Annotated in this window: 19 protein-coding genes; 13 read left to right on the forward strand and 6 right to left on the reverse strand. The window is 71.0% G+C overall.

Annotation, left to right across the window (positions count from 1 at the left end):
- Positions 1-31: 31 nt before the first annotated feature.
- Both greA and ACQSSQ_RS04295 read right to left on the reverse strand, forming a co-directional pair.
- Positions 32-544, reverse strand: a complete 513-nt coding sequence (gene greA / locus ACQSSQ_RS04290; protein WP_431325794.1) for a transcription elongation factor GreA — start codon at positions 542-544, stop codon at positions 32-34.
- A gap of 92 nt (positions 545-636) precedes the next feature.
- Positions 637-1,038 (reverse strand): DUF4307 domain-containing protein, encoded by a 402-nt coding sequence (locus ACQSSQ_RS04295; RefSeq protein ID WP_431325795.1) that lies wholly within the window; start codon positions 1,036-1,038, stop codon positions 637-639.
- 68 nt (positions 1,039-1,106) lie between these two features.
- On the opposite strand from ACQSSQ_RS04295, the gene mca reads away from it, so the two are divergent.
- A complete protein-coding gene (gene mca / locus ACQSSQ_RS04300) occupies positions 1,107-1,958 on the forward strand; it encodes a mycothiol conjugate amidase Mca (protein WP_431326774.1) in 852 nt (283 codons plus the stop codon).
- A gap of 34 nt (positions 1,959-1,992) precedes the next feature.
- Positions 1,993-2,193: a hypothetical protein gene (locus ACQSSQ_RS04305; protein ID WP_431325796.1), complete on the forward strand. Its 201-nt coding sequence runs from the start codon at positions 1,993-1,995 to the stop codon at positions 2,191-2,193.
- 23 nt (positions 2,194-2,216) lie between these two features.
- On the opposite strand, the gene ACQSSQ_RS04310 is transcribed toward ACQSSQ_RS04305, so the two are convergent.
- Positions 2,217-2,861, reverse strand: coding sequence for a Pr6Pr family membrane protein (locus ACQSSQ_RS04310; RefSeq protein WP_431325797.1), 645 nt, complete (start codon positions 2,859-2,861; stop codon positions 2,217-2,219).
- Positions 2,862-2,929: 68 nt separating this feature from the next.
- On the opposite strand from ACQSSQ_RS04310, the gene ACQSSQ_RS04315 reads away from it, so the two are divergent.
- Complete coding sequence (locus ACQSSQ_RS04315) at positions 2,930-3,319, forward strand: MmcQ/YjbR family DNA-binding protein (RefSeq protein WP_431325798.1); 390 nt, start codon at positions 2,930-2,932, stop codon at positions 3,317-3,319.
- A 3-nt stretch (positions 3,320-3,322) separates the two neighbouring features.
- On the opposite strand, the gene ACQSSQ_RS04320 is transcribed toward ACQSSQ_RS04315, so the two are convergent.
- Entirely contained in the window at positions 3,323-3,904 is a 582-nt protein-coding gene (locus ACQSSQ_RS04320) for a class I SAM-dependent methyltransferase (protein ID WP_431325799.1), read from the reverse strand.
- 61 nt (positions 3,905-3,965) lie between these two features.
- Positions 3,966-4,781 carry a DUF1206 domain-containing protein gene (locus tag ACQSSQ_RS04325; RefSeq protein ID WP_431325800.1) on the reverse strand — a complete coding sequence of 272 codons (816 nt, stop codon included), beginning with the start codon at positions 4,779-4,781 and terminating at the stop codon, positions 3,966-3,968.
- A 108-nt stretch (positions 4,782-4,889) separates the two neighbouring features.
- On the opposite strand from ACQSSQ_RS04325, the gene ACQSSQ_RS04330 reads away from it, so the two are divergent.
- From ACQSSQ_RS04330 to ACQSSQ_RS04340, 3 genes are read left to right on the forward strand one after another with little or no spacing between them, the layout of a single operon-like run.
- A complete protein-coding gene (locus ACQSSQ_RS04330; protein ID WP_431325801.1) occupies positions 4,890-6,374 on the forward strand; it encodes an APC family permease in 1,485 nt (494 codons plus the stop codon).
- A 51-nt stretch (positions 6,375-6,425) separates the two neighbouring features.
- Complete coding sequence (locus ACQSSQ_RS04335; RefSeq protein ID WP_431325802.1) at positions 6,426-8,435, forward strand: thioredoxin domain-containing protein; 2,010 nt, start codon at positions 6,426-6,428, stop codon at positions 8,433-8,435.
- Between the two features lie 47 nt (positions 8,436-8,482).
- The gene (locus tag ACQSSQ_RS04340) at positions 8,483-9,688 is read left to right on the forward strand and encodes a hypothetical protein (protein ID WP_431325803.1); all 1,206 of its coding nucleotides are present in this window, start codon (positions 8,483-8,485) and stop codon (positions 9,686-9,688) included.
- 3 nt (positions 9,689-9,691) lie between these two features.
- Here the strand turns inward: ACQSSQ_RS04340 and trhA are convergent, their stop codons facing one another.
- Positions 9,692-10,387: a PAQR family membrane homeostasis protein TrhA gene (gene trhA / locus ACQSSQ_RS04345; protein WP_431325804.1), complete on the reverse strand. Its 696-nt coding sequence runs from the start codon at positions 10,385-10,387 to the stop codon at positions 9,692-9,694.
- A 64-nt stretch (positions 10,388-10,451) separates the two neighbouring features.
- Here trhA and ACQSSQ_RS04350 point away from each other — a divergent pair, with 64 nt between their 5' ends.
- The 7 genes from ACQSSQ_RS04350 (at position 10,452) to ACQSSQ_RS04380 (ending at position 18,004) form a co-directional block, all read left to right on the forward strand.
- Positions 10,452-11,213, forward strand: a complete 762-nt coding sequence (locus ACQSSQ_RS04350) for an isoprenyl transferase (protein ID WP_431325805.1) — start codon at positions 10,452-10,454, stop codon at positions 11,211-11,213.
- Positions 11,214-11,220: 7 nt separating this feature from the next.
- Positions 11,221-11,751, forward strand: a complete 531-nt coding sequence (locus tag ACQSSQ_RS04355; RefSeq protein WP_431325806.1) for a DUF3592 domain-containing protein — start codon at positions 11,221-11,223, stop codon at positions 11,749-11,751.
- Positions 11,752-12,008: 257 nt separating this feature from the next.
- Positions 12,009-13,310 carry an RNA 5'-3' helicase PhoH2 gene (phoH2, locus tag ACQSSQ_RS04360; protein WP_431325807.1) on the forward strand — a complete coding sequence of 434 codons (1,302 nt, stop codon included), beginning with the start codon at positions 12,009-12,011 and terminating at the stop codon, positions 13,308-13,310.
- 145 nt (positions 13,311-13,455) lie between these two features.
- Positions 13,456-14,778 carry an extracellular solute-binding protein gene (locus ACQSSQ_RS04365; protein WP_431325808.1) on the forward strand — a complete coding sequence of 441 codons (1,323 nt, stop codon included), beginning with the start codon at positions 13,456-13,458 and terminating at the stop codon, positions 14,776-14,778.
- Positions 14,779-14,794: 16 nt separating this feature from the next.
- Positions 14,795-15,736, forward strand: a complete 942-nt coding sequence (locus ACQSSQ_RS04370) for a carbohydrate ABC transporter permease (protein WP_431325809.1) — start codon at positions 14,795-14,797, stop codon at positions 15,734-15,736.
- Position 15,737: 1 nt separating this feature from the next.
- A complete protein-coding gene (locus ACQSSQ_RS04375; RefSeq protein ID WP_431325810.1) occupies positions 15,738-16,736 on the forward strand; it encodes a carbohydrate ABC transporter permease in 999 nt (332 codons plus the stop codon).
- 5 nt (positions 16,737-16,741) lie between these two features.
- Complete coding sequence (locus tag ACQSSQ_RS04380; RefSeq protein WP_431325811.1) at positions 16,742-18,004, forward strand: ABC transporter ATP-binding protein; 1,263 nt, start codon at positions 16,742-16,744, stop codon at positions 18,002-18,004.
- Positions 18,005-18,106 lie beyond the last annotated feature (102 nt).

The raw sequence follows: 18,106 nt of genomic DNA on the forward strand, positions 1-18,106 counted from the left end.
GGTGCCGGTGGCTCGACCAGCGAGCTCCGTGTCAGGCGACGTACGGCTTGGCGTCGACGATCTCCACCGTGACCTCGCGCCCGTTGGGGGCCTCGTAGGTCGCGGTGTCGCCCGCCTTCTTGCCGACGATCGCGGCGCCGAGCGGGGACTGCGGCGAGTAGACGTCGATGTCCACGGACGCGTCCAGGCCCAGCATCTCGCGGGACCCGAGAAGGAAGGACTCGGTGTCGTCGTCCCCGGCCCACTTGATCGTCACGACCATGCCGGACTCCACGAGCCCGTCGTCGGCACGCTGCTCGCCGACCTCGGCGCGTCGCAGCATGTCCTCGAGCTGGCGGATCCGGGCCTCGGACTTGCCCTGCTCCTCCCGAGCAGCGTGGTAGCCGCCGTTCTCGCGCAGATCGCCTTCGTCGCGTGCCTCGGCGATCTTGGTCGCGATCTCCTGGCGCGCGGGGCCGCGAAGATGGTCCAGCTCGGCCTGGAGGCGGTCGTACGCCTCCTGGGTCAGCCAGATCGTGTTCTTCTCTTCGTTCGGCGTCGTCATGGGGATAGCTCCTCGGATGTAACAAACCCCAGACGTCACGCCTGGGGCTGAAACCCCGAGCCTAGCAAGACCGGGGCTCGCGGCCAAGGTCGTCAGTCCGCGAGCCGGCACTCCACGACGGTCGCGGTCACCGCGAGCCGCTCGGTCGCGATCGTGTCCCGCACCTGGGTGCGGTCGGAGTCCGTGCGCTCCACGCGGAACGTCTTCTCGCCGACGTACGAGTGGTCCTGCGCCTGGGCGGCGACGTCGCACTCGGCGGGGTCGCCGGAGGGGTGCACGACCCGGATCGTCACCGAGATCTCGTGGTCGGACAGCACGTCGTACGCGACGACGTCGGCCTGGAAGGAGTCCTGGGTCTGGTACTGCGCGACGAACCACGCCGCGATCACGCCGAGGGTCACGCCGACGACCGCGATCACCGTCCACGTACGGCGGCTCAGCCGTCGGCGGCCCCCGTACCGGCTGATGGAGAGGTCGGGGTCGGTGGTGGGCATGACACCATTGTGACCGAGTGACCTACGCGACCAACCGGAGGACTGCTGTGGCGGAGAAGCTGCGCCTGATGCACGTGCACGCCCACCCCGACGACGAGTCGAGCAAGGGGGCGGCGTCGACAGCGAAGTACGTCGCCGAGGGGGTCGACGTCCACGTCGCCACGTGCACCGGCGGCGAGCGGGGCTCGATCCTGAACCCGAGCTTCGACCACCCGGGCATCCTCGAGAACCCCGAGCTCATCGGGGAGATCCGGCGCGAGGAGATGGACCGGGCGCGCGAGATCCTCGGCATCAAGCAGGACTGGCTCGGGTTCGTCGACTCCGGGTGGCCCGAGGGCGACCCCCTGCCGCCGCTCCCGGAGGGCTGCTTCGCGCTGGTCCCGGTCGAGGAGGCCGCCAAGCCGCTCATCGCGCTGATGCGCTCGTTCCGCCCGCACGTCGTGACGACGTACGACGAGAACGGCGGCTACCCCCACCCGGACCACATCATGTGCCACAAGATCAGCGTGTACGCGTTCGAGAAGGCCGGTGACGCCGAGGCGTACCCCGAGCTCGGCGAGCCGTGGCAGCCGCAGAAGCTCTACTACCACCGCGGCTGGTCGCGGGCGCGTGCCGAGGCGATCGACGCCGCGATGGAGCGCCACGGCCTCGAGCCGGTGTACCGCGAACGGCTCAAGGAGTGGAAGTTCGACCCGGACGAGGACGAGCGGCTCACGACCCGGGTGCCGTGCGCCGACTACTTCTCCGTGGCCGACGACGCGCTGCGCGCGCACGCGACGCAGATCGACCCCGACGGTCACTGGTTCGCGATCCCGCACGAGGTCCGGGCCGAGGCCTGGCCGACGGAGGACTACCAGCTCGTGACGTCGTTCGTGGAGACGGCGGTGCCGGAGGACGACCTCTTCGCCGGACTGCGCTGACGGCCGCCCGCGGCCACGGGCGTACGCTGGAGCCATGTCCACTGCTGTGCTCGCCGTCGCCGAGCAGGTCAACTTCAAGCCTGCCGGCTGGGTTGCGCTCGGGATCATCGTGGCGCTGTGCGTCGGGCTCTTCTTCCTGATGCGCAGCATGGTCCACCAGATGAAGAAGGTCGACTTCGACGAGTCGGCCACGGAGCGCCCGCGTCGCAGCGACGTCCCGCGCGACGAGGCCTGACCGCAGGGAGACCGTCGGTCGCGTCAGCGTCCGATCCGTCGCCCGAGTGCCAGGGCCGCTGCCGCGATCGCGACCGCGAAGACGGTGATGAAGGCGAGCGTGACGACGACCGGACCCCAGCCGTTCGCGGCGGCGTCGAGGAAGTCGTACGGCACCGGGATCGGCGGCTCGCCCTCCGGCCCCAGGAACTGCGGGTCGGCGACGGCGCCGCGGACGAGCGTGTAGGCCGTCCACGCCACGGGCCACACCAGGAACCACCACGCGCGAGCGCCGAGCCGGGGGCGGAGCAGGAAGAACCCGACGAGCGAGCCGAGCGGGACGAGCGTGTGCAGCACGAGGTCGTACCAGACCTGGATGCCGTGCAGCGTCTGCTGCCCCGCGAGAAGCAGGTGGTAGACGACACCGGTGATGACGATCCCGACCAGCCCGGCGAGGTAGACCGGCTCCCACCACCCGGAGACCCGTCCGGTGAGGGCGACCACGGCCGCGGCCACGAGGACGAGCACGTTCGACTCGATCGTGAAGTACGAGAAGAAGTTGACGAGGCTGCGTCCCTCGGAGACCGCGAGCACCGCCTGGCCGACGACCGCCCACAGACCGAGGACCGCCATCACGCCGAACCAGGCCCGGATGAACGTCCCGCCGGTCCGGGTCTCTGCGTCGTGCACGCGCTCAATCTAGCGGCAGGCCCGTGCCCCGGAGCCGCTCTGTCGGTGCCGTGCGCGAGGCTGGTGCCGTGGCTGCGAGACCCGAGGTCCCCGAGGCGATGCTCGACCGGCTCCGCGCGACGCTCTCCGGGCTGCCGTCGTGCGACGAGGAGGAGGCGTGGGTCGGCGTGCGCTGGCGCGTCGGCACGGCGACCGTCGCGCACGTCTTCGGCGGCGAGGACGGGTTGTTCCGCATCACGTTCCGGGCCGAGGCCGGAGAGCTGATGGCGTTCGAGCAGCTCGGGCCGCCCTACTTCCGTGCCGAGTGGGGCGACAACGTCGTCGGCATGCTGCTCGACCACGCGACTGCGTGGGACGAGCTCGCCGAGCTGCTCGTCGACGCCTACTGCCTCCAGGCCCCGGCGCGCCTCGCGGCGCTGGTCGAGCGGCCGTCGGCGCGTGCGACGGGCGACCGCTGACCGCTACCCCGGGAACTCGCGCGCCACGGCCAGCACGTCGTACGCCGTCCCGTCCGCGGTCTCCCGCTCGACGTGGCGGAGCGTCAGCACCTCCATGCTGTCGAGTGCCTCCGCCAGGGACAGCACGGTCGGCAGCACCGCCGCGGAGCGCGGCCCGCCCACGCCGTATGCGAGGTTCTCGCGCGCGTGCCCGAGGTAGACGAGGCGGCCGCCGGGCGTCAGCCACGTGCGCGCGCGGTCGAGGGCCAGGCCGAGCTGCTCGATCTGGAGGTACGCGACGAGCACGAGGTCGTACCGCCCGTCCGGCTCCCAGTCGAGCGCGTCGGCGGCGACCCAGGTCACCGCGCCCCCGACGTCGCCCCACCGCTCGTGGGCGTGCGTGATCGCGACGGGCGAGAAGTCGACCCCGTCGACCCGCCAGCCCCGTCCCGCGAGCCACGCGGCGTGGCGTCCGTCCCCGCAGGCCAGGTCCACCGCCGTACCCGGAGCGAGGGGCTCGAGCTCCTCGGCGAGCGTGGCGTTGGGCGTGACGCCGAACGGGTGCGGCCGGTCGGCGTAACGGAGGTCCCAGTCGCGCGAGTCCATCCCGTCAGCCTAGGCGCAGGCTCCGGCATCAGCGCCGGGTGCGCTCCCGCGCGTCAGCGCGTCAGCGCCGCTTCACGTAGCGCGCCCAGCCGAAGCAGTACGCGCCGAACGCCGCGAGGCCGATCGCGACCAGGGTGAGGAGGAAGGGGCCGAGCGGCTGGTCGCGCAGCGTCTTCAGCGCGTCGTCGAGACCGCCCGCCTTCTCCGGGTCGTAGTCGATCGCGGCGAGGACGAACAGCACGCCGATGATCGCGAGCGCGACGCCCTTGGCGACGTAGCCGATCTGCCCGAGGCGCACGATGGCCGTGCCGCTGGTGCCGCTGGTCGCCGAGTCCTTGAGGTCGTGCTCGAACTTCCGGGAGATGCCGCGGTAGACCTGGTAGACGCCTCCGGCGAGGATGGCGACGCCGATGAGCGCGACGAGCCAGCGACCCGCGGGAGCGCTCATGATCTTCGCGGTCAGGGTCTCCTCGCTGTTGCCGCCCCCGCCGCCGGAGTGCGTGGCCGACTGGAAGGCGAGCACGCCGAGGACGGCGTACAGGACCGCGCGGCCCGCCGCCTTGGCCTTCTTGAACGCCTTCTTGGCCCCCTCCTCGTCGGCGAAGCCCCAGATGGCGTCGGACAGCTGCCACAGCACCAGCGCGGCGAAGCCGACGGCGGTGATCCACAGGATCACGACGCCGACCGGGTCGTCGGACATCGACTTCAGGGCCCCGCCCTGGCTCGCGTCACCACCGCTGCCGAACCACGCGACCTGGAGCGCGATCCAGGCGATCAGGAGGTGGACGATCCCGTACGCGACGAGGCCCACCTTGGCTCCCCATTCGAGGGCCTTGCTGTTGCGGACCTCGCGACCCGCCTGGTTGCTGCTCGGCATGTCTGGCACTCCCACAAGGTGCCACCTCCGCGCCCTCCTGTCAGGAGGCGGAAGCGTCTCCCGTGGAGCTCGCCTGACAGGAGGGCCGTGAGCCCCTAACGTCGAGCGATGGACCTGACGCGGAGGAAGGCCGTCGAGGACGTCGTCCGCCAGAACGACGCCCCTCCCGCCGACATCGACTCCGAGGGCCGGCTCCGCCAGGACCTGCGGGCACGCGACCTGATCGGGTTCGGCATCGGGATCGTGATCGGGACGGGCATCTTCACGCTCACCGGGCTCCAGGCGAAGGAGAACGCCGGCCCGGCGGTGATGGTCTCGTTCCTGATCGCCGGCGCGGTGAGCCTCCTCGCGGCGCTCTGCTACGCCGAGCTCGCGGCGGCGGTGCCGACCGCCGGCAGCTCCTATACCTACGCGTACACGACCATCGGCGAGATCTTCGCCTGGGTGATCGCCTGGGACCTCGTCCTCGAGTTCGCGCTCGGGGCCGCCGTGGTCGCCCGGGGCTGGTCGGGCTACCTCGCCGGCGTCTTCGACCTGCCCGACCAGTGGTTCGCCGAGGAGGGCTCGATCGTCAACGTCGGTGCGATCGCGATCGTCCTGGTGCTGGGCTGGGTCGCGATCCGCGGCATCCGGGAGTCGAAGTGGCTCACGAACGGGCTGGTCGTCATCAAGGTGACCATCTGCGTCTTCGTGATCGCCGTCGGCGTCTTCCACATCGACCCGGACAATCTCGTCCCGTTCGTGCCTCCGGCCGAGCCGAGCTCGGGCGGGACGACCGCCGACAGCCTTCGCGCGCCGCTGTGGCAGTTCGTCTCCGGCGTCGAGCCGACCCAGTTCGGGATCGCCGGCGTCCTGGTCGCGGCGGCCGTCGTGTTCTTCGCGGACTCCGGCTTCGAGGCGGTCGCCAACCTCGGCGAGGAGACCCGCCGGCCGGCGCGGGACATGCCGCTGGGTCTGCTCGGGACGATCGGGATCTGCACCGTCCTGTACGTCGGGGTGTGCCTCGTCGTCACCGGCATGGTGGACTACCGCGACCTCAGCGAGAGCGACGCGGTCGCCGAGGTGTTCCGTCAGGTCGGGCTCGACTGGGCCGGGTTCTTCATCGGCATCGCCGCGGTCGCCGGCCTGACCTCGGTGATCCTGGTCGACATCGTGGCGATGGGGCGGATCGGGTTCGCGCTCGCTCGCGACGGACTGATCCCGCCGGCGTTCGGGCGCGTCCACCCGCGCTGGGGCACCCCGATGCTGATGACCGCCGCCACCGTCGGGTTCGTCGCGGTGCTGGCCGGGTTCGTCCCGATCTCGGTGCTCGCCGAGATGGTCAGCATCGGGACCCTCTTCGCGTTCGTCGTGGTGTCGATCGCCGTGGTGGTGCTGCGACGGACGCGTCCGGACATGCCGCGCCCCTTCCGTACGCCCCTGGTGCCGCTCGTCCCGGTGCTGGCCGTCGTCTGCTGCGTGGGCCTGATGGCGAGCCTCGCGGTCGAGACGTGGCTGCGCTTCGTGGTGTGGCTGCTGATCGGCTTCGCGGTCTACTTCGGCTACGGGGCCCGCCACGCGCGGTTGGCGCGCCGCCCCACCGCTCCGCGCTGAGCGGCGCCGCGGGCCTCTTTCGCGCGCGTCGATTGCCCCTACGGTGGAGGCATGGCCAACCGACTCAGCCGCGCCACCAGCCCGTACCTCCTCCAGCACGCCGAGAACCCGGTCGACTGGCACGAGTGGGGCGACGAGGCGCTGGCGCTGGCGGCCGAGCGGGACGTCCCGGTGCTGCTCAGCGTCGGCTACGCCGCGTGCCACTGGTGCCACGTGATGGCGCACGAGTCGTTCGAGGACGAGGAGACCGCGGCCTACCTCAACGAGCACTTCGTCCCGGTCAAGGTCGACCGCGAGGAGCGGCCCGACGTGGACGCGGTCTACATGCGGGCGACGACGGCGATGACCGGGCAGGGCGGCTGGCCGATGACGGTCGTGCTGACGCCCGGCGGCGACCCGTTCTTCGCCGGCACCTACTTCCCGCCGGAGCCGCGCCACGGGATGCCGGCGTTCCGCCAGGTCCTCGAGGCGGTCGTCGACGTCTGGGAGAACCGTCGCGGCGACGTCGACCGGATCAGCGCGGAGGTGGTGGCGCACCTCGGCGCCCTCGAGGCGGGGGACGGCCCCCCGCTCGACGCGGACGCCCTCGACCAGGCGGTGCGGGGGCTGGCCGCGCAGTACGACGCCGTACGCGGCGGGTTCGGCGGCGCCCCGAAGTTCCCGCCGTCGATGTGCCTGGAGTTCCTGCTCCGTGCGGCCGACCGCACGAGGTCGGCCGACACCCTCGCGATGGCCGAGCACACCTGCGAGGCGATGGCGCGGGGCGGCATGTACGACCAGCTCGGCGGTGGCTTCGCGCGCTACAGCGTCGACGCCGGCTGGGTCGTGCCGCACTTCGAGAAGATGCTGTACGACAACGCGCTGCTGCTGCGGGCGTACCTCCACCTCTGGCGGCAGACGGGGTCGGAGCTGGCGCTGCGTGTCGTGCGCGAGACCGCCGACTTCCTCCTCACCGAGCTCGCGACCGCCGAGGGTGGCTTCGCCTCCGCGCTCGACGCCGACACGGACGGGGTCGAGGGGGCGTACTACGTGTGGACGCCGCAGCAGCTCGTCGACGTCCTCGGAGAGGCCGACGGCGCCTGGGCGGCACAGCTCCTCGCGGTGACGGCGGAGGGAACCTTCGAGCACGGCGCGTCGACGCTGCAGCGGCGCGAGGAGCCGGACGACCTCGAGCGGTGGGCCTCCGTGCGCGACCGCCTGCGCACGGCCCGCGCCACGCGCACGCCTCCCGCCCGCGACGAGAAGGTCGTCGCCGCCTGGAACGGGCTCGCGGTGACCGCCCTCGCGGAGGCCGGCGTGCTGCTCGACGAGCCCGAGTACCGTGACGCGGCGGTGGTCGCGGCGACCCTGCTCGCCACGGTGCACACCGACCCGCGAGGGCGGCTGCTGCGGACCTCGCGCGACGGCGTCGCGTCGACCAACGCGGGTGTCCTCGACGACTACGGGTGCGTCGCCGAGGCGTACCTCGCCGTGCTCGGGACGACCGGCGACGCCGTCTGGCTCGACCGTGCTCTGGGTCTGCTCGACGCGGTGCTCGAGCACTTCCGCGTCCCGGACGACGCCGGCGCCTCCGGCTTCTTCGACACCGCGGACGACACCCAGCGCCTGGTCGTCCGTCCCCGCGACCTCGCCGACAACGCGACCCCGTCGGGGACGTCGTCGGCTGCGGCGGCGTTCCTCGCGGCGGCCGCGATCACGGGGGAGGAGCGGTTCCGGACGGCGGCCGAGGTCGCCGTGCGGTCGGCCTCGGCGCTCGCGACCGGGTCGCCGCGGTTCGCCGGGTGGACCCTCGCGGTCGCCGAGGGGCTGCTGGCCGGGCCGCTGGAGGTCGCGGTCGTGGGCGAGGGCGAGGACGCCGCCCGTCTGCACCGTGCGGCGCTGGGCCTGACGTCCCCGGGCGCGGTGGTCGTCGCCGGCCCGGTGGGGACGCCGGTGCCGCTGTTCGCGTACAAGGACCTCGTCGGCGGTCTCCCGGCCGCCTACGTCTGCCGCGGCTTCGCCTGCGAGCGCCCCGTGACCGACCCCGCTGCCCTCGGGGGCCCGGCGAACGCCGAACCGTGATCTGCACATCGCTGGACAGCGCTCCTGCCTTGGGGTGAGGATGCCGCATGGCAACCCACTCGACAGGTCCGGGCCGCGTCCGTCGGCTGTTCGTCGCGGTCGTCCTGGCGGCCGCCGGAGCGCTCGCGGTCGCCGGTGCCCCGCCGTCCGCCGCGGCGCCGTCCGCTGCGGCCAAGGAGCCGCCGGGCAAGCCGATCACGGTGATGACCCGCAACATCTACCTCGGTGCCGACATCAACCGCCCGATCAACGCCGCGCTCCGTGCCCAGGCCGCCGGGCTGCCGCCGCAGCAGGTGCTCGTCGCGCTGGCCAACGCCACGCATGTGACCCGGGCCGTCGTCGACCGCACGAACTTCGGGGTCCGCGCCGGCCTGCTCGCCGACGAGGTCGTCGCGACGCAGCCGCACCTCATCGGGCTGCAGGAGGTCGCGACCTGGCGCCACGGGCCGCTCCAGCTGAACCAGGTCGGCGTGCCCAACGCCACCGTGGTCGACGCCGACTTCCTGCAGATGCTCCTCGACGCGCTGGCGGCGCGGGGACAGCACTACGTCGCGGTGAAGGTCGGGATGCGCGCCGACGTCGAGGCGCCCAGCTTCGCGGGCACCGGCTCGCCCGACGCCCGCGACGTCCGGCTGACGATGCACGACGTCATCCTCATGCGCGCCGACAGCGGGTTGACGGTGACCGGCTCGGACGACGAGGTGTACGCCCACAACCTGGCCGTCGACGTCGCGGGTGTGGAGATGAGGTTCGACCGCGGCTACCAGTGGGTGGACGTGCGCGGAGGGGGCAAGTCCTTCCGGTTCGTCAACACCCACCTGGAGTCCGTCAGCTCCGACCTCGCCTACGCGCAGGCTGCGGAGCTCGTGGCCGACGCGACCGCGACCGACCGGTCGACCGTCCTCGTGTGCGACTGCAACTCGGACCCGCGCAACCACTCGGTCAAGCCCACCGACACGGTCCCGCACAGCGCCCCGTACGGACTCATCACGGGCACCTTCACCGACCAGTGGCTGACGTGGGCGCCGGCGGAGGAGGGGTGGACGGCCGGCCTGCCGGAGCTGGTGAACGTGCCGACGGCCGACGACTTCGACCACCGCATCGACATGGTCTTCGGGCGGACGGCCGACGGTGGCCCGTTGACGGTCGACCGCGGATCGGTGGTCGGGACCTCGGTGGACGACCGCGACCCCGCGACCGGCCTCTGGCCGTCGGACCACGGAGGGGTGGTGCTGCGTCTGCGCGGCCTCTGACCGTCAGACGTGGGTGTACGCGGCGATCGAGATGCCCGTGTAGTGCACGACGAACGCGGCGATCGTCAGGGTGTGGAACACCTCGTGGAAGCCGAACCAGCGCGGGAACGGGTTGGGGAAGCGTAGGCCGTAGACCACCGCGCCCAGCGAGTAGAGCCCGCCGCCGACGATGATGAGGACCAGCACCGCGGTCGACGCGGCCGCGGCGAAGTCGCCGAGCCAGAACAGCGCCGCCCAGCCGAGCACCACGTAGATCGGGGTGTAGAGCCAGCGCGGCGCGTGCACCCAGAACACCCGGAACAGGACGCCGCCGATCGCGCCCACCCAGACCAGCGAGAGCAGGAGAGCGGCGTCGCGCGGCTCGAGCAGGATCAGCGCGAACGGCGTGTAGGACCCGGCGATGAGCAGGAAGATGTTGGCGTGGTCGAAGCGCTTGAGCAGCATCTGCGCCCGCGGCCCCCAGCGTCCGACGTGGTAGACGGCGCTCACGCCGAAGAGCAGCAGCGCGCTCGCCATGTAGATCGCGACACCGGTCTTGGACTTGGCCCCGGGCGCGAGGACGAGCAGCACCACGAAGGCGGCCAGGGCGAGGGGCCACGTGGCGGCGTGCAGCCAGCCGCGCAGTCTAGGCTTGATCTCGTCGACGGCATCACGGATACGATCGCCGACGTGGTACGGGATGGCCTCTTGCTCGCTCACGAGGAAGACCATAGCCAACGAACCTACGCGAGCGTAGGTAACACTCCTCACGAGAGGACCAACGGTGTCGGTACGCGACCTGCTCTACTCGGCGTACGAGCGGCAGCTGCTCCGCACGCTCCGGCCCGACCAGGTCCCGGCGCACGTCGGTGTGATCGTCGACGGCAACCGTCGTTGGGCCAAGGGCGCCGGTGGTGACGTCACCAGCGGCTACAAGGCCGGCGCCGACAAGATCATCGACTTCCTCGGCTGGTGCGACGACCTCGACGTGAAGGTCGTCACGCTCTGGCTGCTGTCGGTCGACAACCTGCAGCGCCCCGAGTCGGAGATCCGCGCGCTGCTCGCGGTCATCGGCAGCCTCGTCGACCAGCTGACCGCATCGCGCCGCTGGCACGTCCGTCTCATCGGCAACCTGGACCTCCTGCCGGCCGACCTCGCCGGGTCGCTGCAGGAGACGGTGGCCTCCACGAGCGACGTCGACGGCATGGAGGTCAACCTGTGCGTGGGCTACGGCGGCCGCCAGGAGCTGGCCGACGCGGTGCGCTCGCTGCTGCGAGAGCAGTCCGAGCAGGGACGCACGCTCGACGAGCTCGCCGAGGTCCTCGACGTCGAGCACATCGCCGACCACCTCTACACCAAGGGCCAGCCCGACCCGGACCTCGTCATCCGCACGTCCGGCGAGCAGCGCCTCTCGGGCTTCCTGCTGTGGCAGAGCGTCCACAGCGAGTTCTACTTCTGCGAGGCCCTCTGGCCCGCCTTCCGGCGCGTGGACTTCCTGCGCGCGATCCGGTCGTACGCCGAGCGCGAGCGGCGCTTCGGCCAGTGACGGCGACGTGAGCACCGCCTCCCGCGCGGGCGGCGGGTACGGCGTCGTCCTCGTTCTCGGGGTGCTCGGCGCCCTGATCTTCTGGCTCACGGGCCTGACCGGCAACACCGGCGCCGAGGACGTCGCCGAGCTCGAACGGCTCCGCGACGGTGCGGGCGTCAGGGTCACCGGCACGATGACCGACGTGCACGAGCGCGAGCAGCGGTCCGGAGGGCGCCGGTCGCGGGTCCAGACCGTCTACTGCCCGGTCTACTCCTTCACCGACGGCGACCTCCGGTCGACCATCATCGCGAAGGCCTGCGAGGCCGACCGGTCGGACCTCCCGGCGATGGGGTCGACGGTGCCCGTGATCTACGACCCGGACGGCTGGACGCGTTTCCTCGACACCGACGACGTCGAGTCCGCGCTGCGCCACAGCAGCCGGTCCTACCCGTGGTACCGGTGGGGCGGGCTCGCGCTGGCCGTCGTCTGCGGCGCCGTGCTCCTCCGGGCGCTCGTGCGAGGGCTGGTCCGCAGGGTCCGACCGACCCGCGCGTAACCAGACGTTCATCCGAGCGGTGGCGTGTCGCAATCGAACGCGCCCGCCCGCGTCGTACGGTCGTCTCGTCGGCAGGGCCACCTCCTGTCGGCACCGGGAGGCCCTCCGTGCACCACCAACCGCTCGTCACGAGAGCCGGTTCGGTGCGCACGGCGGGAGGTCGGCCCGCCCCCGGGTCCGCCGCCCTGCACCCGGCTCCATCTGCGAGAGAGTGAGCCGGCGCGGGGATGCGCGCGGGCTCGTACGAGGAGATTGCCGTGGCTGCTGACATCCCCACCACGTACGTGATCGACACCAGCGTCCTTCTCGCCGATCCCCGGGCGCTCACCCGGTTCGCGGAGCACGAGGTCGTCGTCCCCGTCGTCGTCATCACCGAGCTCGAGGACAAGCGGGCTCACCCCGAGCTGGGCTACTTCGCCCGCTCCGCCCTGCGTCTCCTCGACGAGCTCCGCGTCCGCCACGGCACGCTCGACAGACCGCTCCCGGTGAACGACGAGGGCGGCACGGTCCGGGTCGAGCTCAACCACACCGACCCGGGTGCGTTGCCCTCGGGGTTCCGGCTCGGCGACAACGACACCCGGATCCTCTCGGTCGCCAAGAACCTCTCCGACGAGGGGCACTCGGTCACGCTCGTCTCCAAGGACCTGCCGATGCGGGTCAAGGCCTCGGCCGTGGGCCTGGCGTCGGAGGAGTACCGCGCCGAGCTCGCCCTTGAGGCCGGCTGGACCGGCATGGTCGAGCTCGAGGTCGTCGGCGAGGACGTCGACTCCCTGTACGAGTCGGGGGTCGCCGACGTGCCCGAGGCGCGCGAGCTGCCCTGCCACACGGGTCTGGTGCTGCTCTCCGAGCGCGGCAGCGCGCTCGGCCGGGTCACCCCCGACAAGCGCGTGAAGCTGGTCCGTGGCGATCGCGAGGCCTTCGGGATCCACGGCCGCTCGGCCGAGCAGCGGGTCGCCCTCGACCTCCTGCTGGACCCCGAGATCGGGATCGTCTCCATGGGAGGCAGGGCCGGCACGGGCAAGTCGGCGCTCGCGCTCTGCGCCGGGCTCGAGGCGGTGATGGAGCGCCGCTTGCACAAGAAGGTGGTCGTCTTCCGCCCGCTGTACGCCGTGGGCGGCCAGGAGCTCGGCTACCTGCCCGGGTCGGAGGCCGAGAAGATGGGCCCCTGGGCTCAGGCCGTCTTCGACACGCTCGGCGCCGTCACGTCCGGGGACGTGGTCGAGGAGGTCATCGAGCGCGGCATGCTCGAGGTCCTCCCGCTCACCCACATCCGCGGCCGCTCGCTGCACGACGCCTTCGTGATCGTCGACGAGGCGCAGTCGCTGGAGCGCAACGTGCTCCTCACCGTCCTGTCGCGGATCGGCGCCAACTCCCGCGTCGTCCTGACCCACGACGTCGCCCAGCGCGACAACCTGCGCGTCGGGCGGTACGACGGCGTGGTGGCGGTGGTCGAGAAGCTCAAGGGACACCCGCTCTTCGCCCACGTGACGCTGACCCGCTCCGAGCGTTCGCCGGTCGCGGCGCTGGTCACGGAGATGCTCGAGGACCCCACGCTGTAGGGCCACGCGGCCGCACGACGAGGAGAGGCCCGGACGCCCCGACGGCGGCCGGGCCTCTCGCCCTGCAGAGATGCCATCGCTGTGGTTCAGTGAAGGGGGTCACGTACGTAGGCGCCCCGGGGCGCCGCAACGGACGGAGCGGTCGATGGGGATCAGGGCTCGACGACGCGTCGCTGCGGTCGTCGCCGTCGTCGGCGCAGCGGCCGGTCTGGCCGCCTGCGGCGACGAGTCGAGCGGCAGCACGCCGACGCTCAACTGGTACATCAATCCGGACGTCTCGAACCTCGAGGCGTACGTCACCGACGAGAACGGCAACAAGGCGCCGGGCGGGCAGGCGTACCTCGCCCTGAAGTGCTCCGAGGAGTCGAACGGTGCGTACAAGATCAACGTGCAGCTGCTGCCGAACGACGCCTCGCAGCAGCGCGAGCAGCTCGTGCGGCGCCTCGCCGCCAAGGACGACTCGATCGACCTCATGAGCCTCGACCCGGCGTTCACCGCCGAGTTCGCGAACGCCGGCTTCCTCGAGCCGATGTCGGAGGAGCAGCAGAGCCAGCTGTCGGAGGGCATGCTCGACGGCGCCGTCGAGGCGGCGACGTTCGACGACAAGCTCGTCGCCGTGCCGCTGTGGTCGAACACGCAGATCCTCTGGTTCCGCAAGTCCGTCGCCGAGAAGGCCGGGCTCGACATGACGAAGCCGGTGACCTGGGACCAGATCATCGACGCGGCCGAGCAGACCGGGACGACCGTGAGCGTGCAGGCCAAGCGGTACGAGGGCTACTCGGTGTGGATCAACGCGCTCATCGCCGGCGCGGGCGGCCAGATCGTGGAGGATCCCCAGGACGGCAAGGACGCGAAGATCACCATCGACACCCCCGAGGGCAAGGCGGCCGCGGAGGTCGTCTCCAAGCTGGGCAACTCCTCGGCCGCACCCCCGGCGCTCTCGAACGCCGACGAGGGCGGCACGGTGGCGTCGTTCTCGGCCGCGAACGGCGGCTTCATGGTCAACTGGACCTACGTCTACTCCGACCCCAACGTCGCCCCGTTCAAGGACGACCTCGGCTGGGTCCGCTACCCGCAGACCACGGAGCAGGACGAGAGCCGCCCGCCCTACGGCGGGATCAACATCGGCGTCTCGAGCTACGGCAAGCACACCGACGCCGCGTACGAGGCAGCCGCGTGCCTGACGTCGGCCGAGAGCCAGAAGACCTACGCCCAGGCGTCGGGCAACCAGCCGGCGCGGTCGGAGGTCTACGACGACCCGGAGATGCAGAAGGCGTTCCCGATGGCCTCGCTGTGGCGCGAGAGCATCGACGCCGCGTCGCCCCGGCCGCTGACGCCGTACTGGAGCGACATCAGCACGGCACTCTTCTCGAGCTGGCACCCGCCGTCGTCGGTCGATCCCGACACCACGCCGGCGGAGTCGCAGCAGTACATCGAGGACGTCCTGCAGGGCAAGGCCCTGCTGTGATCGGGAGGCGATGACGATGGCGAGCACCACGACACTCGAGCCGACCAAGGCTGCGCCCGGCGGGCGGCGCACGAAGGTCCGCTCGCCGGAGAGCGCCGAGAACCGGCTGGGCTGGAAGCTGGCGGGTCCCGCGGTCGCGGTGATGCTGCTGGTGACCGCGTGGCCGATGCTGCGGGCGCTGTACCTCTCGCTGTTCAGCTACCGGCTGACGGCGCCCGACGACCGGGAGTTCGTCGGCATCACCAACTACGGGGTGGTCCTGTCGGACCCGCTGTGGTGGCGCGCGGTCGGCGTGGCCGTCTTCATCATGGTGGTGACGGTGGCGGTCGAGCTGGTCATCGGCTTCGGGTTCGCGATGGTGATGAACAACATCCTCGTCGCCCGCGGCATCGTCCGTGCCTCGATCCTCGTCCCGTACGGCATCATCACGGTCGTCTCGGCCTACGCCTGGCTGTACGCGTTCCAGCCCACGACCGGGTTCGTCAACCAGTGGTTCCACCTCGACCCGGGGACGAACTTCTTCGACGACTTCTGGAGCTCGATCTTCGTCATCTGCCTGGCCGAGATCTGGAAGACGACGCCGTTCGTCTCGCTGCTCCTGCTCGCCGGTCTCTCGCAGGTCCCGAACGACGCGATCGAGGCGGCGACGGTCGACGGTGCGACGTGGTGGCAGCGGCTGACGCGCGTGATCCTGCCGTCGATGCGCGCCGCGATCATGGTCGCCGTCCTCTTCCGAGCGCTCGACGCCTACCGGATCTTCGACAGCCCGTTCATCATGACCGGGTTCGCGAACGGCACCGCGCCACCGTCGGGCCTCGTCTACAACGCGATGATCCAACGCGTGGAGCTGGGTCTCGGCTCGGCCATGTCCGTGCTGCTGTTCCTCTCGGTCCTCATCATCGCCTTCGGGCTGATGAAGCTGTTCCGGGTGGACCTGAGCCAGGTGAGGGGAGACTGACATGTCGCCGCGACGCAAGTCCCGGGTGATGTGGTCGCTCGCTGCGATCGTCATCGGGCTGATCTTCGCCGGGGCCGGGCTCTGGCTCATCGACCGTCCCGACCTCTGGCTGTGGCTGATCACGGGCACCGTCTTCGTGCTCACCGGCGCGGTCGGCCTCCTCATGGGGGAGAACGCTCCGCACATCTCGTGGGGGTCGATCGTCGGTGCGGAGCTGATCGTGCTCTACACGCTGACGCCGGTCGTCTACCTCGTCTCGCTGTCGCTCAAGGGCGGCAACGCCGACGTGAACCAGGGAGGGTTCCTCCCGCACGACCCCGGCTTCGAGAACTACGACACCGTCTTCTCGTTCAGCCTGTTCCAGCACGCGCTGTTCAACTCGTTCGGCATCTCGATCATCTCGACGTCGATCTCGGTCGTGCTCGCGACGTTCGCGGCGTACGCGGTGGCGCGGCTTCGGTTCCGCGGCAAGAAGCTCGTGCTGTCGATCGCGCTGGCCATCGCGATGTTCCCGGTGGTCGCCCTGGTCGGCCCGCTGTTCGACATGTGGCGCGCGATCGGCATCTACGACACGTGGATCGGCCTGATCATCCCGTACCTGTCGTTCACGCTGCCGATGTCGATCTGGGTCCTGTCGGCGTTCTTCCGCGAGATCCCGTGGGAGATGGAGCAAGCGGCCGAGGTGGACGGGGCGACGGCGTGGCAGGCGTTCCGCAAGGTGATCGTGCCGCTGGCCGCCCCCGGCGTGTTCACGGCCGCGATCATCACGTTCTTCTTCGCGTGGAACGACTTCGTGTTCGGGATATCCCTGAGCTCGACCGAGCGCTCGATCCCGGTCCCGGCGTCGCTGGCGTTCTTCACCGGCGCGTCGCAGTTCGACCAGCCGATCGCGGCGATCGCGGCGGCGTCGGTCGTCGTGACGATCCCCATCTTCGTCATCGTCCTCCTGTTCCAGCGCAAGATCGTCTCCGGCCTCACCTCCGGTGCAGTGAAGGGTTGATCACCATGGCCACCATCGAGATGAAGAACATCGTCAAGCAGTACGGCGACAACGCCCCGGCCGTCCGGGACGTGAGCCTCGACATCGAGGACGGGGAGTTCGTCATCCTCGTCGGGCCGTCGGGCTGCGGGAAGTCGACCCTGCTGCGGATGATCGTCGGCCTCGAGGAGATCACCTCCGGCGACATGATCATCGGCGGCAAGCGCGTCAACGAGGAGCCGCCGCGCGATCGGAACCTCGCCATGGTCTTCCAGAACTACGCGCTCTACCCGCACCTGAACGTGTACGAGAACATCGCCTTCCCCCTGCGCCTGCACAAGGGCATCAAGGAGGAGGAGATCGACAAGAAGGTGCGCGAGGCGGCAGAGACCCTGGAGCTCACCGAGTTCCTCGAGCGCAAGCCCGCGAACCTGTCCGGTGGCCAGCGCCAGCGCGTCGCGATGGGGCGTGCGATCGTGCGCGACGCCCAGGCGTTCCTGTTCGACGAGCCGCTGTCCAACCTCGACGCGAAGCTGCGCGGGCAGATGCGGACGGAGATCGCGCGGCTGCAGCGCAAGCTGGGCGTGACGACCGTCTACGTCACCCACGACCAGACCGAGGCGATGACGCTGGGCGACCGCGTCGCACTGCTCAAGAAGGGTGTGCTGCAGCAGGTGGCGACGCCGCGCGAGCTGTACGAGAACCCGGTCAACCTGTTCGTCGCCGGGTTCATCGGCTCGCCGCCGATGAACATGCTCCCCGCGCGACCGAAGGGGGACCAGCTGGAGCTGCCGTTCGTGACGTTCCCGATGCCGCCGGAGATGGCCGAGGTCGCGAAGGGGCACGAGCTGCTCATCGCCGGCATCCGTCCGGAGCACTTCGCCGACGCCTCGGCGGCCCGGGCACCCGAGGGCGGCGTGGGGTTCTCCGCGGCCGTCGACGTGGTGGAGTGGCTCGGCAACGAGCAGTACGCCTACATCCCGTTCGAGGCGCCCGCGGAGGTCAGGTCGACCCTCGACCAGCTCGCTCAGGACCTCGACGGCGAGAAGATGCAGCAGCAGATCGTGGTGACGCTGGAGCCGACCACGCGGGTGCGCGAGGGCGACGAGGCCGAGCTCGTGATGGACGTCTCGAAGCTGCACCTCTTCGATCCCGAGACGGGCGAGAACCTGATGCGGAGGGTGCACGAGGAGTCCGACTCCTCGCCTCGCACCGGGGGCGCGCACGCCGGTGCCCGCGTCGCCGAGACGCCGACCGAGACGCCCGCCCGGGGGTCGGACGGCGCCTGACCAGGGCCTGCGGTGCCCGACGGGGGTCCCGGGCGCCTTGACGGGGTCCCGCGGGCGACCGCTGGGCGGCGTGTGAGATTCTCAGGAATGTCCGTTCCTGCA

The organism is Mumia spirodelae (assembly GCF_050632745.1).
Taxonomy (GTDB): Bacteria; Actinomycetota; Actinomycetes; order Propionibacteriales; family Nocardioidaceae; genus Mumia.

What these genes read in the sequence shown, in the direction of transcription:
- ACQSSQ_RS04305 (WP_431325796.1), top strand. Translation starts at nt 1,993, where the DNA reads ATGTCCACTGCTGTGCTCGCCGTCGCCGAGCAGGTCAACTTCAAGCCT.
- ACQSSQ_RS04320 (WP_431325799.1), bottom strand. Translation starts at nt 3,904, where the DNA reads ATGGACTCGCGCGACTGGGACCTCCGTTACGCCGACCGGCCGCACCCG.
- ACQSSQ_RS04370 (WP_431325809.1), top strand. Translation starts at nt 14,795, where the DNA reads ATGGCGAGCACCACGACACTCGAGCCGACCAAGGCTGCGCCCGGCGGG.
- ACQSSQ_RS04340 (WP_431325803.1), top strand. Translation starts at nt 8,483, where the DNA reads ATGGCAACCCACTCGACAGGTCCGGGCCGCGTCCGTCGGCTGTTCGTC.
- ACQSSQ_RS04295 (WP_431325795.1), bottom strand. Translation starts at nt 1,038, where the DNA reads ATGCCCACCACCGACCCCGACCTCTCCATCAGCCGGTACGGGGGCCGC.
- ACQSSQ_RS04380 (WP_431325811.1), top strand. Translation starts at nt 16,742, where the DNA reads ATGGCCACCATCGAGATGAAGAACATCGTCAAGCAGTACGGCGACAAC.
- ACQSSQ_RS04335 (WP_431325802.1), top strand. Translation starts at nt 6,426, where the DNA reads ATGGCCAACCGACTCAGCCGCGCCACCAGCCCGTACCTCCTCCAGCAC.
- greA (WP_431325794.1), bottom strand. Translation starts at nt 544, where the DNA reads ATGACGACGCCGAACGAAGAGAAGAACACGATCTGGCTGACCCAGGAG.
- mca (WP_431326774.1), top strand. Translation starts at nt 1,107, where the DNA reads ATGCACGTGCACGCCCACCCCGACGACGAGTCGAGCAAGGGGGCGGCG.
- ACQSSQ_RS04365 (WP_431325808.1), top strand. Translation starts at nt 13,456, where the DNA reads ATGGGGATCAGGGCTCGACGACGCGTCGCTGCGGTCGTCGCCGTCGTC.
- ACQSSQ_RS04330 (WP_431325801.1), top strand. Translation starts at nt 4,890, where the DNA reads ATGGACCTGACGCGGAGGAAGGCCGTCGAGGACGTCGTCCGCCAGAAC.
- ACQSSQ_RS04375 (WP_431325810.1), top strand. Translation starts at nt 15,738, where the DNA reads ATGTCGCCGCGACGCAAGTCCCGGGTGATGTGGTCGCTCGCTGCGATC.
- ACQSSQ_RS04325 (WP_431325800.1), bottom strand. Translation starts at nt 4,781, where the DNA reads ATGCCGAGCAGCAACCAGGCGGGTCGCGAGGTCCGCAACAGCAAGGCC.